Source organism: Pseudomonas sp. Z3-8 (genome assembly GCF_051131975.1).
Lineage (GTDB): Bacteria > Pseudomonadota > Gammaproteobacteria > Pseudomonadales > Pseudomonadaceae > Aquipseudomonas.
The window spans coordinates 3,817,743-3,830,857 of the sequence record NZ_CP071643.1 but is presented as its reverse complement, the minus strand read 5'-3'; the positions used below and the strand labels follow the sequence as shown (position 1 = coordinate 3,830,857).

Here is a 13,115-nt window from a genome sequence, read left to right as displayed (position 1 = left end):
TTTGCGGTCGCGCAGCAAGCGCCTCAGTCACCCCGGTTTTGAATGAAGTCCACAAACGCCCGCAGCGGGGAAGGCAGGTAGCGGCGGCCGGGGTAGTAGAGGAATGGTCCGGTAAAGCGCTGCCACCAGGGTTCGAGTACCGGTTCGAGGACGCCGCTGTCCAGGTAGGGGCGCAGCCAGTCCTCGAACAGGTGGACGATCCCGAGTCCATCCACCGCGGCCTGGACGGCCAGGTCCATGGCGCCGCCAATGCGCACCAGCAATGGGCCGTTCGGCTCGACGCTGATGGTTTCGCCGTCACGCTCATACTCCCACAGCGGCAAGGCGCCGCTGGGGAACTTGCCGGCCAGGCAAGCGTGTTGCAGCAGGTCCCGTGGATGCTCGGGGCGGCCCCGGGCGTCGAGGTACGCCGGTGCGGCGGCGGTTGCGAAGCGTTGAAAGCGCGGGCCGATGGGGATCGCGATCATGTCCTGTTCGAGGCGTTCGTCGTAGCGAATACCTGCATCACACCCGGCCGCCAGCATGTCGACAAAGCTTTCTTCGGTAACCACTTCGAGGCGGATGTCGGGGTAGCTTTTCAGGAACGGCGCGATGATCGACGGTAGCACCAGTCGGGCGGCGCTGACCGGCACGTTCAACCTGAGGGTGCCGGAAGGGCGGTCGCGAAAATCGTTGACCACGTCCAGCGCGGATTCGACTTCGCCAAGGGCCGGCACGATGCGTTCCATCAACCGTGCGCCGGCCTCGGTCGGCACCACGCTGCGGGTGGTGCGGTTGAGCAGGCGCACGCCGAGTCGGCTTTCGATCCGGCGTACCGCGTCGCTGAGGCTGGAGGCGGATTTGCCGCTGAGCCGGGCGCCTTCGCGAAATCCCCGCGCATTGACCACCGCCACAAAGGCCAGCAAGTCTTGAATGTCCGTCGCCATTGTTCTCTCCCTCGTACAACCCGTTCGGATTGCACCTGATTATCAGTGGAGTGGTCAACGCCTATAGTCGGCTCACACAGACTGATTCAAGGGGTACGCGATGAGCAGGGCAGACAAGGCAGGGACTTTTTTACTGGGTGATCGTACGGTCAACCGCATGGGCTACGGCGCGATGCAACTGGCGGGGCCGCAGGTCTTCGGACCGCCCAAGGATCCGGCGGCGGCCATCGCCGTGCTGCGCGAAGCGCTGGCCGCTGGGGTCAACCACATCGACACCGCCGATTTTTACGGGCCTCATGTCACCAACCAACTGATCCGCGAGGCGTTGCACCCTTACGCCGACGACCTGGTCATCGTGACCAAGGTCGGTGCGGTTCGTGGCGCCGATGCGTCATGGAACGCAGCCCAGAGCCCCGCCGAGCTGACCCGTGCGGTGCACGACAACCTGCGCAACCTCGACGTCGAGGTGCTGGACGTGGTCAATCTGCGGGTCATGGGCGATGTGCATGCGCCCGCTGAAGGATCGATTGAAGAGTCCTTCACAGCATTGGCTGAGCTGCAGCGCCAGGGCCTGATTCGCCAACTGGGCCTGAGCAACGTCACGGCGGCGCAGGTCAAGGAGGCCCAGGGTATCGCGAAGGTGGTCTGCGTGCAGAATCACTACAACCTGACCCATCGCGACGACGAACAACTCATCGCCGACCTGGGCCGCCAAGGCATTGCCTACGTGCCGTTCTTCCCGCTGGGTGGCTTTACGCCGCTGCAGTCGGAAGCGTTGTCGAACGTTGCCGCGCGCCTGGAGGCGTCGCCGCTGTGCGTTGCGCTGGCATGGCTGCTGCAACGTGCGCCGAATATCCTGCTGATTCCCGGTACGTCGTCAGTGGCTCACTTGCGGGAAAATATCTCGGCCAGTGAGCTGCAGATTCCGGCGCCTATGTTGGCTGAGCTTGACGCCATGGTTTAGCCGCAGCCCCTTTGGGCAGTCTCCATTCGCCTGAAAAATCGAACAGGGTCCAGCCGGGCGATGTCCCAGACATATCGTTGTCAGGCAAGGATTTCGTCATGGCAGACCCTTCTATTCCCGGCTACCGCTGGGCTGATTCGACCTTGGCATTCTTGCGCGAGGGCTACCCGTTCATACGCAAGCGTTGCGTTGCCTATGGCAGTCCGGTTTTCCAGACCCGACTGCTGGGACGGCGCACGCTGTGCCTCAGTGGGCTGGAAGCGGCGGAGCTGTTCTACGATGCGCGGCGCTTCGTCCGGACCCCCACGTCGACACCGGCGCCGCTACGCAACATCCTGTTGGGCGCGGGCGGCGTCCAGGGCCTGGATGGCGCACCTCATGCGCGACGCAAGCAGCTGTTTCTCGACGTGCTGGACAAGGAAAACGTAAACCGCCTGGTCGGCCTCTACGAGGCTCACTTGAGCGAAGCGGCGACGAAGCTTGCGGCGAACCAGCCGATCGAATTCCTGCCTTGGATCGAGGCGCTGCTGTGTCGATCGGTCTGCGAGTGGGCCGGTGTGCCAATGATGAGTGATCGGCAAATGCACCGGTTGACCCGTCGGCTCGCCTCGCTGATCGATGGCAACGGCCGCGTCGACTGGCGGATGCCGGCCGCCTGGATGCGGCGCAAGGCCTGCGAGGCCCAGGCGGCGCGCTGGATAAAAAACTGTCGGCAAGACCCGGCGCCAGCATCGCTGCAGACCCCGTTGCAACAACTCGCATGGCATCGCGATGAGCAGGGCCAGTTGCTCCCACCGCGGATAGCGGCAGTGGAGCTGCTAAATATCTTGCGTCCAGTGGTGGCGGTGGGGCGCTTTCTGTTGTTCGGGCTGATCGAGTTGGAACGCCGGCCGCAATGGCGCGCCAGCATTGGTCGCGATGACGCTGCGGCTTGGGCTTTTGCCGAGGAAACGCGGCGCTTTTACGCGTTCTTTCCGATGGTGGCGGCGTTTGTGCGCGAGAGTTTCGAGTGGCGAGGCTACCGCTTCGAAAAAGGCACTCGGGTGCTGCTCGATCTGTTTGGCTCCAACCGCGATCCGGCGCACTGGAAAACCCCGGAAAGCTTTGCGCCCGAACGTTTCGGCCAGTGCCCCATGAGAACCTCTGTCATCAGCCAGGGCGGCGGGGAATACACGTATCACCGCTGCCCGGGCGAGCCGCTGACGTTGGCCCTGATGCAGAAAACCTTTGAACATCTGTGCCGCCACGTGCAATGGCGACTGGTGGTGAAAGAAGTCGATTTTCAACGCCTGCCCATGTTGCCCAGGGAGCCGGTGCTGATGTCAGTGGTGACCGGCTAGCCACGCGCCTCATCCGTCTCGTTTCGATGGTGTTCCGGCCAGCTGTCGACGGGACGGGCGCGGTCTTCGTTGAACATCTCGGTGAGCAACGCGTTGGCGCGTCGGTAGGCGTCGTGCCGGAACGTGAGGTCATCTTCCGGTTGGGCGACGATTTCTTCGAGCATTTGCAGATTCAAGCGGCGAAACTGATCGGCGCGTTCGCGCGCCTCGTAAGCGCCGACACCCATCTGCACCAGTGCCCGGCGACCCAACGCCAGCGCGCTTTCGAAGGTTTCCCGCTCGGCAACCTCGACGCCCATCTGCCGCAGGTTGATCAGGTGGCCCATGTCCCGCGCGCGGACGACGAGTTTCAACGTGGGGAAGTGCTCCTGGGCCAACCGGGTCAGCGTCAGGTTGTCTTGCTGATCGTCGATCGCGTTGATCAGCACCGCCGCCTGTGCCGCGCCGGCAGCGTGCAACAGGTCGAGGCGCGTGGCGTCACCGTAGAACACTTTCACACCGAATTTGCGCAGCGTCTCGATGTTGTCGGGGTCGTGGTCCAGAACCACTACCTCGACGCCGCAGGACATCAGCAAACGTCCAGCGATCTGTCCGAAACGGCCGAAGCCGGCAATGATCACCCGCGGGTTCTGCTGGTCGACGAGGTCGGATTCCTGGCGGTCTTTCTTGCTGGCCGACTCGATTCGCTCCAGCAGCAGAATGAGCAGCGGCGTCACGCACATCGACAGGGCCACCGCCAGGGTCAGGCTCTTGCCCCACTGGTCGGTCAGGATGCCCGCCAACGTCGCGGCGCCGAACACCACAAAGGCGAACTCGCTGCCCTGGCCGAGCAATACCGCCTGCCAGGAACGCTGGCCGGCGGGGACATTCAGGAAGCGGCTGACGGTCTTGATCACCAGCAGTTTGATCAGGATGAACCCGACGGTCAGGGTGATGACTTTCAGCGGTGCGTCGATCAGCGTGCCGAAGTCGATCGACATGCCGACGCCGATGAAAAACAGCCCCAGCAGCAGGCCCTTGAACGGTTCGATGTCGCTTTCCAGGGCATGGCGGTATTCGGAACTCGCCAGCAACACGCCGGCGAGGAATGCGCCCATGGCCATCGACAGGCCGGCCTCTTCCAGCAGAAAGCCGAAGCCGAATACCAGGAACAGCGCCACGGCACTGAAGATTTCACGCAGGCCCGAGCGCGCGGCGAAGCGCAACAGCGGCCGTGTCACGTAGCGCCCGAGCAGCACGACGACGCTGATGGCGGCGACGATCTTGACGATCGACAACGCCAGGGCCATGCCCGAGGGGGTGTCGCCATGGGCCGAGAGCAACGGGATCATGGCCACCAGGGGAATGGCCGCGATGTCCTGGAACAGCAGGACGGCAAAACTGCTGCGGCCCACGGCGGTAGCGTTCAGGTTGCGTTCGCTCATGGCCTGCATGGCGATGGCCGTGGACGAAAGGCTCAGGGTCAGGCCCACCAACAACGCCGCCGTCCAGCCCAGGCCCAGCGCCGTGCAGAACGCAGCAATGGCGGCACCGCAAGCGAGCATCTGCAGCGCGCCGCCACCGAATACCATCCGGCGCAGCGCCCAGAGGCGCTTGGGGTCGAGTTCAAGGCCGATGATGAACAGCATCAGCACGACGCCGATTTCGGCGAATTCCAGGATGGCCTTGACGTCGGTAATGAGCTTCAGCCCCCACGGGCCGATCACGCACCCGGCCAACAGATAACCGAGCACCGGGCCCAGGCCCAACCGGACGGCAATCGGTACGATCAGTGTCGCCGAGGCCAGGTAGATGAGCATTTCGATCAGGCTGTGAGTTTCCATATCAATCTTCCTTCCAGGCGGCCAGGCGTTCGCCATAGTGTTCGATTTGCTCGCGTTGGGCCTCGGCGTTGCCGGCAAACGCACCATGCACGACCAGCGGTTCCAGCCAGCGCATATGACAGTAGAGCGCCGTGGCCTGGAGCGGCTGCGCCAGCACGGCAAAGCCGGGGTAGGCGCCCATCTGGAAATGATCGTGTTCGCCACCCGTGGTGACGGCCCACAGCAGGCTTTTGCCGATCAGGGCCGTGGCGCCTTTGCCGTACGCCCAGCCATGGGTGAAGACTTTGTCGATCCACAATTTGAGCAGGGGCGGCATGCTGTACCAGTACATCGGGTGCTGCAGGACGACCAGCTGTGCCTGTTCGACGGCGCGCTGTTCCGCCTCGACGTCGATGTCGAAATCCGGGTAGAGATCGTAGAGCGAGCGTATGACCACGTCCGGATTGGCGCTGGCGCGCTTGAGCATCTGCTGGTTGACCCGCGACTGGTCGGGGTAGGGATGGGCGTAAACGATCAGGATCATCGGGGCAGTTCCAGGCGGCTGGGTCCGGGTCGAAAGGCCGGACATCCTACCGGGGAAGGCGCGTGATGTTTAGGAGATTGTTCCCGGGCGAGCCTTGCCAGGGTCAATTGAGCGGCAGCGAGACCCTGACCTCCAGGCCGCCGCCCCGGCGGTTCCTGAGCGTCAGTGTGCCGCCGTGCTCCAGCACCGTCGCCCGAGCCGCCGACAGGCCCAGGCCGACGCCGCCGGTATTTTTGTTGCGTGAACCCTCGATGCGAAAGAACGGTGCGAAGACCTGCTCATGATATTCGGGCGCAATGCCCGGGCCGCGATCCTGGATGCGGATCTCGATGCGATCGATGAAGGTCTTGAGTTGAACCCTCGGTTCGCTGGCGTATTTGACCGCGTTGTCGATCAGGTTGGTCAGCGCGCGCTTGATCCCGATGGGGCGGCCCACGTAGACCAGGCGCTGGGCGCCCTCGAAAGACACTTCGATGCCGCCGTCCCTGAAATCATCGACGATGGTGTGCAGCAGCTCCGCCAGGTCGAACGCGGTGGCGTGTTCGAGGCGCGCTTCGTCGCGGAAGAATTCCAGCGCGGCGTTGACCATCGCCTGCATCTCGTCGACGTCCCGGAACAACCGCGATTGCTGTTCGGCGTCCTCGATGAATTCGCCGCGCAGGCGCATGCGGGTCAACGGTGCCCGCAGGTCATGAGAGATGGCCGCCAGCATTTGCGTGCGGTCCTGGACGAAATGTTTGAGCTGGGCCTGCATGGCATTGAACGCCAGGATCGCCTGGCGGATCTCGAAGGGGCCGACGACCGGGATCGGCGGCGCCCGGAAGTCCACGCCGAAGCGCCGGGCACCCTCGGCGAAACGCTCCAGCGGGGTTGCCAGGTGCCGCGTGGCAATCAGGGCGACGATGAAGGTCGACAGCAGGATCAACGCGATGATGATCAGGTTGCGCTGCCATTCCCCCAGCCCCCAGCTGCGCGAGCCCACGGAGAAGATGACCCAGGTGTGGTCAGACAGCTCGATGATCACGGCGTAGCGTCTGCCCCGGTCATCAGCGGCCGGCCAGTCGTTGGGCTCGTAGGCCTCGATCCGGGCGTCGGGCCTGTTCAATTGCTGGTGCAGGAACGCCGAGCCTTCGCTGAACTCCGGATCCCCGATCACCGGCAGATGCGCCTCCTCATAGCGCTGCAGCCACTGTACGTTGATCCCGGGGTCGCTGGCGATACGGGCAATGGCGTGCCGTTGGCCGGGATCGGCCGCGTCGATGATGCGCGTGATCGCCGCAGCCTTGTCCATCAGGCCGGTTTCCATCAGGGGAGGGCGCGCCCACGCACCGGCCACCAGGCTGAACAGTTCATTGAGGGCCAGCAGCGTCAGCATCGAGACCATGGTGGTCAGGGCGATCCAGCGCGCCACGGTGTCCCTGGGGCGAGGCATCTTCGGGGGGGTGGCGGTCATCGCTTCACCACGTGAGGGCTGAACAGGTAGCCGCTGTTGCGGATGGTACGGATCATCGACGGCCCCGTGACGTCGGTCTCCAATTTGCGCCGCAGACGGCTGACCTGCACGTCGATGCTGCGGTCGAATGCGTCGAAGGTTTCGCCCCGGGCCAGGTCCAGCAGTTGCTGGCGGGTGAGGACGCGGCGCGGATGTTCGGCGAAGACCAGCAGCAGTTCGAACTCGCCGGTGGACAGCGGAATCATGACCTTGTCGGGGGAGCGCAGCTCGCGACGGGTGACGTCCAGCTGCCAGCCCTCGAATTCCAGCACCGGCCGGGAGATATCGCCCAGGCTGCCCCTGGCTTCGCCGGTACGCCGCAGGACGGCGCGGACCCGGGCCAGCAGCTCGCGGGCGTCGAAGGGCTTGGTCAGGTAATCGTCGGCGCCCATTTCCAGGCCGACGACGCGGTCGCTCAGTTCGCCCATGGCGGTGAGCATGATGATCCCGACCCGATGTTCGGCCCGCAGCCGCTGGCAGAGCACCAGGCCGTTGTCGCCCGGCAGCATGACGTCGAGGATGATCAGGTCGGGCATCCGCCGCTCGACCGCCTGCCACAGCGCCGCGCCGTCGGCGGCCACTTCGACGCTGTAGCCATGTTGTTCGAGGAATTTGCGCAGGAGGGCGAGGACTTCGAGGTCGTCGTCCACCAGGAGTAGGTGGCTCACAGGGGTCACGTCGGGCAATGGATACAGGAGGCGATACTAGGGTCAATCCGCCGCTTGCGTCATATATTTCAATCCGGAAATAAAGCGACCGGCGCGCAACATTGCGGAAATCTTCGGGCAAGAAAACCGCGGCAGGATTGCCTCGATGCCGGCCCGTGAAGCTGTGCACTGAACCTGTGGCGAGGGAGCTTGCTCCCGCTTGAGTGCGAAGCGCTCATGGATTTTTAGGGCCGCTTCGCGACCCAGCGGGAGCAAGCTCCCTCGCCACGGGTTTGGTGTTCGGCTTTCAACTGGCAGGCAGCCCTTATTCCTCGCCGAGATAATTCTGTATGCCGATCGCCAGACCCGCGCTGCTTGTTCGATCCACCGTCGTCGTTGCGCTGGCGGCGTTTGCCAGCGGTTGCAGCAGCACGCCGCCCGCGACACCGGGTAGCTGCGAGAATATGCCCTATGCCGTGCATGATCCGGCGGAACCGGTGAACCGCGGCATCTTCGCCTTCAACCGTACGGTGGACGACTATGCCCTGGCCCCCATCGCCCGTGGTTATCGCAAACTGCCAGAGATGTTCCAGAGCGGCGTGCATAACTTCGTCGCCAACTTCGGCGAGCCCAAGGTCTTCATCAACGATTTGCTGCAAGGCAACGGCGAGCGCTCGGTCACCACCCTGGGCCGTTTTGTCATCAACACCACGGTGGGCATCGTCGGGCTGATCGACGTGTCGGGCAAGATGGGCATCGCCCGTCACGAATCCGATTTCGGCCAGACTTTCGGCGTCTGGAATATCGCTCCGGGGCCGATCGTGGAATTGCCATTGTTCGGCACTGGCAACCTGAGGGACGCGACTGGCAAAGTGGTGAGTTTCGCGGTGGACCCGTTCGGCAGCAACAGCGACACCGTCGAAACCCTGGGCACGATCAAGACCGTGGGCGGCGTCGTCGATGGCCGCGCCGAGGCGTTGCCGCTCACCGATAAACTGCAGACCCAGGCCGATTACTACGTGGCGCTGCGAGATGCGGTCGCGCAACGGCGCGCCGATTTTGTCGCCGACGGGAAACTGGGTGCGGTCCAGGACAGCCCGCGATGCCAGGAACAGGGTGCCGAGGATGAATAGCCAGGCGTTGGTCCTGCATCGCCGGGTGAAGACACTCGACCAGGGTGCGTTGCATTGCCGCGAAGTCGAGTTGCGGCTCGCCGAGGATGGCCGGCATGTGCTGCTCAGCCGCTACGTCGAATGGTACGACCCCGAGCAAGCGGGCTTGTGCGCTAGCCAGCACTATCGTGTGCCGCTGGCGAGCATGATTCGGTGGATGATCAATAACGGCGAACGAGGGGAGGGCCACTGACAGCGGGCTCAATAATGGCTGTTTGCCGCCCGAGCAGTGACGAAACATTTTTACATACTCTCGATAAATTAGAGTTGTACGATGTCGTACGAAATATGGTCGACTGTGTCCGTTTCTCACAAAAAAAACAACGGAGACTCCATCCATGTCGAGCATACCTTCCGTCGAAGGGCAGGCTGCAGCCCCCGCGCAAAGCCGCTTCGTACGCCTGTTGAAGCTTCTAGGCCCGGGCATCATCGCGGTACTTTCCTGGCTGGGCGCAGGCGACCTCATCACTTCTTCCGTGGCCGGGGCCAACTACGGCTACGCCATGATGTGGGTGCTGGCGGTGTCTCTGCTGCTGCGCTACCTGATCGTCAACATCATCGCGCGCTTCCAGCTTTGCAATAACCAGGGCATGACCATCCTGCAGGGCTACGCGCAACTCAATCCGTTTTTTGCCTGGTTCATGCTGGTGTATGCGCTGCTCATGGGGCACCTGATGAATGCCTACATGATCAAGGGTGCCGGCGAGGCCTTGGCGATGCTGCTCAAGACCGATTATCCGCTGCTCTGTTCGGTGGCGGTGGTGCTGGCGGTGTGGATGCTCGTCGGGCGCAATATCTATTCGATGATCGAAGGCGTGATGAAGGCGCTGCTGGCGATCATGACTTTGGCGTTCCTGGCCCTGGCGGTGATGTCCGGCCCGGATGTCGCCGGTATCGTCAAAGGCACCATCGGCTTCAGCATTCCGCCGGATGAAGGTGTGCACGGTGCGCTGCTGGTGGCGGTCTCGGTGATCGGCGCGGTGGCGGGTTCCATCGCCAACTTCGTTCATCCCTACGTGATGCGCCAGAAAGGCTGGGTGGGTCCTGAGCACAAGCGCATCCAGCGCAACGACCTGCTGTTTGCGGTGTTCGTCGGGATCATCATCAACCTGGCGATCTGGATCGTCGGCGCGGAGATCCTGCGGCCCTACGGCATCGAAGTCAAAACCCTGGGTGACCTGGGCAAGGCCCTGGAAATCTTCTTCGGCCCGATTGGCTGGTATGTGTTCTTCATCGGTGTCTTCGCCACGCTGTTCGCCAGTATTTCCGGCAAGACCACGGCGTTCCCGATGCTCATCACCGACGCCTTCCAGCACGTACGCCCCGAGCGTCGTGAGCGCTATGGCAAAGAGTTCCACCGTGACCCGATGCACAAGTGGTTCATGCTGTTCATCCTGGTGACGCCGCTGATCTGGTCCTTGCCCGGCATGCCGGACTTCGTGACCCTGACCATCGGCGTCAACGCCCTGAACATCATCGGCCTGCCGGTGATCTCCCTGGGCCTGTTGATCATGTCCAACCAGAAGTCGCTGCTGAGCAAGGAATACCGCAACAACCTGTTCGAGAATATCGCGCTGGTATTCGCCACTGGCCTGGCGTTGTGGGTCGCGTTCCAGCTGGGCGTCGATCTGTTTACCTGAGGTCTGCTCATTCATCTCTGGAGGGGCTGCTAGACTTCACGGTCCAGCCCCTTGCGGAGAATCCGAATGAACAACAAGAACAGGATCTGTCTCTGGTATGACGGCACCGCTCAGGAAGCTGCGCAGTTCTACGCGGCTACCTTTCCCGACAGTGCGGTGAACGCCATCCACCACGCGCCCGGCGACTACCCGGCGGGCCAGGAGGGCGACGTGCTCACCGTGGATTTCACCGTGATCGGCATCCCCTGTATCGGCCTGAATGGCGGGGCGATGTTCAAGCACAACGAAGCGTTTTCTTTCCAGGTGGCCACCGATGACCAGGCCGAAACCGACCGCTTGTGGAATGCAATCATCGACAACGGCGGCCAGGCGAGCGCCTGCGGATGGTGCAAGGACAAGTGGGGCGTGTCGTGGCAGATCAGCCCGCGGGTGCTGGTCGAAGCCATCACCAGCGCCGACAAAGCCGCCGCCAGGCGCGCCTTCGAAGCCATGATGAGCATGACCAGGATCGATATTGCAGCGATTGAGGCGGCGGTGAGGGGCTGACCGGCAGTACCGCCATTGATGCAAGCTGAACTACCGCTATCGCGAGCAAGCTCGCTCCCACATGGGCTCCATGGGGAGACCGAACATTGAGTTCACACCTCTTCCCTGTGGGAGCGAGCTTGCTCGCGATGGCGCCGGTACTGTCGATACAGCTATCAGCTTCCGGTGGTTTCCGGCAACCGGGCAATCACCTTGATCTCGAACTGAAAACCATACAACCACGTCACGCCCACCGCCGTCAGCGTCGGGTGCGGCGCGTTGCCCCAGAATTCCGGCACGACGCTCCAGACTCGCTCGAATATTGCCTGCGGATCGACCATGAAGACCGTCACGTCAACCACATCGTCAAAGCTGCAATCGGCAGCCGCCAGGATCGCCTCCAGATTGTTGAACGCACGCCGGACCTGATCCTCCAGGAGCGGCTCCGGTGAACCGTCCCCGGTGCTGCCGACCTGCCCGGAGACGAACAGGAAACCATTGGATCGAATCGCCGGCGAGTAACGGTTGCGTTCGTAGAGCGCCTGGCGGCCGGGTGGGAAAACAACGTCGCGCTGTGTCATGGGTGTCTCCATCAAATGAGCCGCAAGCAGCGGGAAATCAACGATGAAGTCACTCTAGGGGCTTGTGTCCGGGCGATAAACGAGCAACCTTGGCGATCACTGTTTGTAGAACCCAAACAATCCGAGGCACCCATGGATCGTTTCGATGCGATGCAGGCGTTCGTACGTGTCGTGGAGGCGGGCAGCTTCACCAAGGCCGCCGAGACCCTGCACATGAGCAAGACCACCGTGACCCAACTGGTGCAGCAGCTGGAGGCGCGGCTGCGCGTCAGGCTGCTCAACCGCACCACCCGCAAGGTCAATGTCACCGCGGACGGCGCGGTTTTCTACGAGCGGGCGATTCGCCTGCTGGCCGACCTGGACGACGCCGAAACCAGCTTGTCCACTGCCCAGTCGCTGCCCCGTGGCCGGCTGCGGGTGGACGTGCCGAGTCCGCTGGCCGCGATGATCCTGGTGCCAGCATTGCCGGGTTTCTATCAGCGCTACCCGGACATCCAGATCGACTTGGGCGTCAGCGATCGCATCATCGACATGCTCGACGAAAATGTCGATTGCGTGGTGCGCGGCGGTGAACTGAAAGACCAGTCATTGATCGCCCGGCGCGTCGGCGACCTGGCCCTGGGCGTGTTTGCGGCGCCGAGTTACCTGGCGCGCGAGGGCATCCCCCTGCATCCCCGGGAGCTGGAAGATTCCGCGCACCGCATCGTCGGTTTCCTCTGGGCGCGCACCGGCAAGGCGCTGCCTTATGCCATGCACAAGGATGACGAACACCTTTATATCAAGGGCCGCCATGCGCTTGCGGTCGACGATGGCAACGCTTACCTCGCAGCCGGCCTGGCGGGGCTGGGCGTGTTATGGCTGCCCCAGTACATGTCCCGCCCACACGAAGCGCAAGGCGCGCTGGTGCCGCTGTTCGAAGGCTGGCGCCTGGAGTCGATGCCGCTTTACGTGGCTTACCCGCCGAACCGGCACATCAGCGCCAAGCTGCGGGTATTCATCGACTGGGTGGTGGAGCTGATGGCGCAACATGCGCCTATTATTGATCGGCCTGTGTCATGAAAATTTTCTCGAATGCAGAGGAGATCGACGATGGACCGATTCACTGGCGGTTGCCTGTGCGGCAACGTGCGCATTGAAGCTTCAGGGCGCCCATACCGGGTTGGCCTGTGCCACTGCCTGGATTGCCGCAAACACCATGGCGCACTGTTTTTCGCCGCCGCCGTGTTCCCCCGGGACGCGGTGACCGTCAGCGGTGAAACCCGGGATTACGCCGGACGTTTTTTCTGCCCCCACTGCGGTTCGTCCGTCTTCGCCCGCAGCGGCGACGAGGTCGAAGTCAACCTGGGCACGCTGGATGCGCCCGACCAACTGATGCCCACCTACGAAAGCTGGACCGTGCGCCGCGAATCCTGGTTGCCGGCGTTTCCACTCTCACGGCGCTATGAACATGATCGCGAGGGCACGGGGCGGTTCGAGGGGTAG

The 13,115-nt window shown here is 63.1% G+C and carries 14 protein-coding genes; 8 read left to right on the top strand and 6 right to left on the bottom strand.

What is annotated here, in order from left to right; all coding sequences use genetic code 11:
* Window positions 1-23: 23 nt before the first annotated feature.
* A complete protein-coding gene (locus J3P94_RS17375; protein ID WP_434568971.1) occupies window positions 24-926 on the bottom strand; it encodes a LysR family transcriptional regulator in 903 nt (300 codons plus the stop codon).
* 100 nt (window positions 927-1,026) lie between these two features.
* Here J3P94_RS17375 and J3P94_RS17370 point away from each other — a divergent pair, with 100 nt between their 5' ends.
* Both J3P94_RS17370 and J3P94_RS17365 read left to right on the top strand, forming a co-directional pair.
* Complete coding sequence (locus J3P94_RS17370) at window positions 1,027-1,890, top strand: aldo/keto reductase family oxidoreductase (protein WP_434568970.1); 864 nt, start codon at window positions 1,027-1,029, stop codon at window positions 1,888-1,890.
* Window positions 1,891-1,988: 98 nt separating this feature from the next.
* The gene (locus J3P94_RS17365; RefSeq protein ID WP_434568969.1) at window positions 1,989-3,230 is read left to right on the top strand and encodes a cytochrome P450; all 1,242 of its coding nucleotides are present in this window, start codon (window positions 1,989-1,991) and stop codon (window positions 3,228-3,230) included.
* On the opposite strand, the gene kefC is transcribed toward J3P94_RS17365, so the two are convergent.
* The 4 genes from kefC to J3P94_RS17345 form a co-directional block, all read right to left on the bottom strand.
* The gene (gene kefC / locus J3P94_RS17360; RefSeq protein WP_434568968.1) at window positions 3,227-5,053 is read right to left on the bottom strand and encodes a glutathione-regulated potassium-efflux system protein KefC; all 1,827 of its coding nucleotides are present in this window, start codon (window positions 5,051-5,053) and stop codon (window positions 3,227-3,229) included. The genes J3P94_RS17365 and kefC overlap by 4 nt on opposite strands.
* Window position 5,054: 1 nt before the next feature.
* Complete coding sequence (gene kefF / locus J3P94_RS17355; RefSeq protein WP_434568967.1) at window positions 5,055-5,576, bottom strand: glutathione-regulated potassium-efflux system oxidoreductase KefF; 522 nt, start codon at window positions 5,574-5,576, stop codon at window positions 5,055-5,057.
* A 103-nt stretch (window positions 5,577-5,679) separates the two neighbouring features.
* Window positions 5,680-7,029: a sensor histidine kinase gene (locus tag J3P94_RS17350; protein WP_434568966.1), complete on the bottom strand. Its 1,350-nt coding sequence runs from the start codon at window positions 7,027-7,029 to the stop codon at window positions 5,680-5,682.
* Entirely contained in the window at window positions 7,026-7,736 is a 711-nt protein-coding gene (locus tag J3P94_RS17345) for a response regulator (protein WP_434568965.1), read from the bottom strand. The genes J3P94_RS17350 and J3P94_RS17345 overlap by 4 nt, the downstream gene beginning before the upstream one ends.
* Before the next feature lie 329 nt (window positions 7,737-8,065).
* Between J3P94_RS17345 and J3P94_RS17340 the strand changes: the two genes are divergently transcribed.
* From J3P94_RS17340 to J3P94_RS17325, 4 genes are all read left to right on the top strand, one after another.
* Window positions 8,066-8,848, top strand: a complete 783-nt coding sequence (locus J3P94_RS17340; RefSeq protein ID WP_434568964.1) for an MlaA family lipoprotein — start codon at window positions 8,066-8,068, stop codon at window positions 8,846-8,848.
* On the top strand, window positions 8,841-9,080 hold the full coding sequence (locus tag J3P94_RS17335; protein WP_434568963.1) for a hypothetical protein: 240 nt from the start codon (window positions 8,841-8,843) through the stop codon (window positions 9,078-9,080). The genes J3P94_RS17340 and J3P94_RS17335 overlap by 8 nt, the downstream gene beginning before the upstream one ends.
* Window positions 9,081-9,225: 145 nt before the next feature.
* Entirely contained in the window at window positions 9,226-10,527 is a 1,302-nt protein-coding gene (locus tag J3P94_RS17330; protein ID WP_434568962.1) for an Nramp family divalent metal transporter, read from the top strand.
* A gap of 66 nt (window positions 10,528-10,593) precedes the next feature.
* Window positions 10,594-11,073: a VOC family protein gene (locus J3P94_RS17325; RefSeq protein WP_434568961.1), complete on the top strand. Its 480-nt coding sequence runs from the start codon at window positions 10,594-10,596 to the stop codon at window positions 11,071-11,073.
* 155 nt (window positions 11,074-11,228) lie between these two features.
* Here J3P94_RS17325 and J3P94_RS17320 read toward each other — a convergent pair whose 3' ends face one another.
* On the bottom strand, window positions 11,229-11,633 hold the full coding sequence (locus J3P94_RS17320; RefSeq protein WP_434568960.1) for a RidA family protein: 405 nt from the start codon (window positions 11,631-11,633) through the stop codon (window positions 11,229-11,231).
* 132 nt (window positions 11,634-11,765) lie between these two features.
* Here J3P94_RS17320 and J3P94_RS17315 point away from each other — a divergent pair, with 132 nt between their 5' ends.
* Both J3P94_RS17315 and J3P94_RS17310 read left to right on the top strand, forming a co-directional pair.
* Window positions 11,766-12,692, top strand: a complete 927-nt coding sequence (locus J3P94_RS17315; RefSeq protein ID WP_434568959.1) for a LysR substrate-binding domain-containing protein — start codon at window positions 11,766-11,768, stop codon at window positions 12,690-12,692.
* Window positions 12,693-12,722: 30 nt separating this feature from the next.
* Window positions 12,723-13,115: a GFA family protein gene (locus J3P94_RS17310; protein WP_434568958.1), complete on the top strand. Its 393-nt coding sequence runs from the start codon at window positions 12,723-12,725 to the stop codon at window positions 13,113-13,115.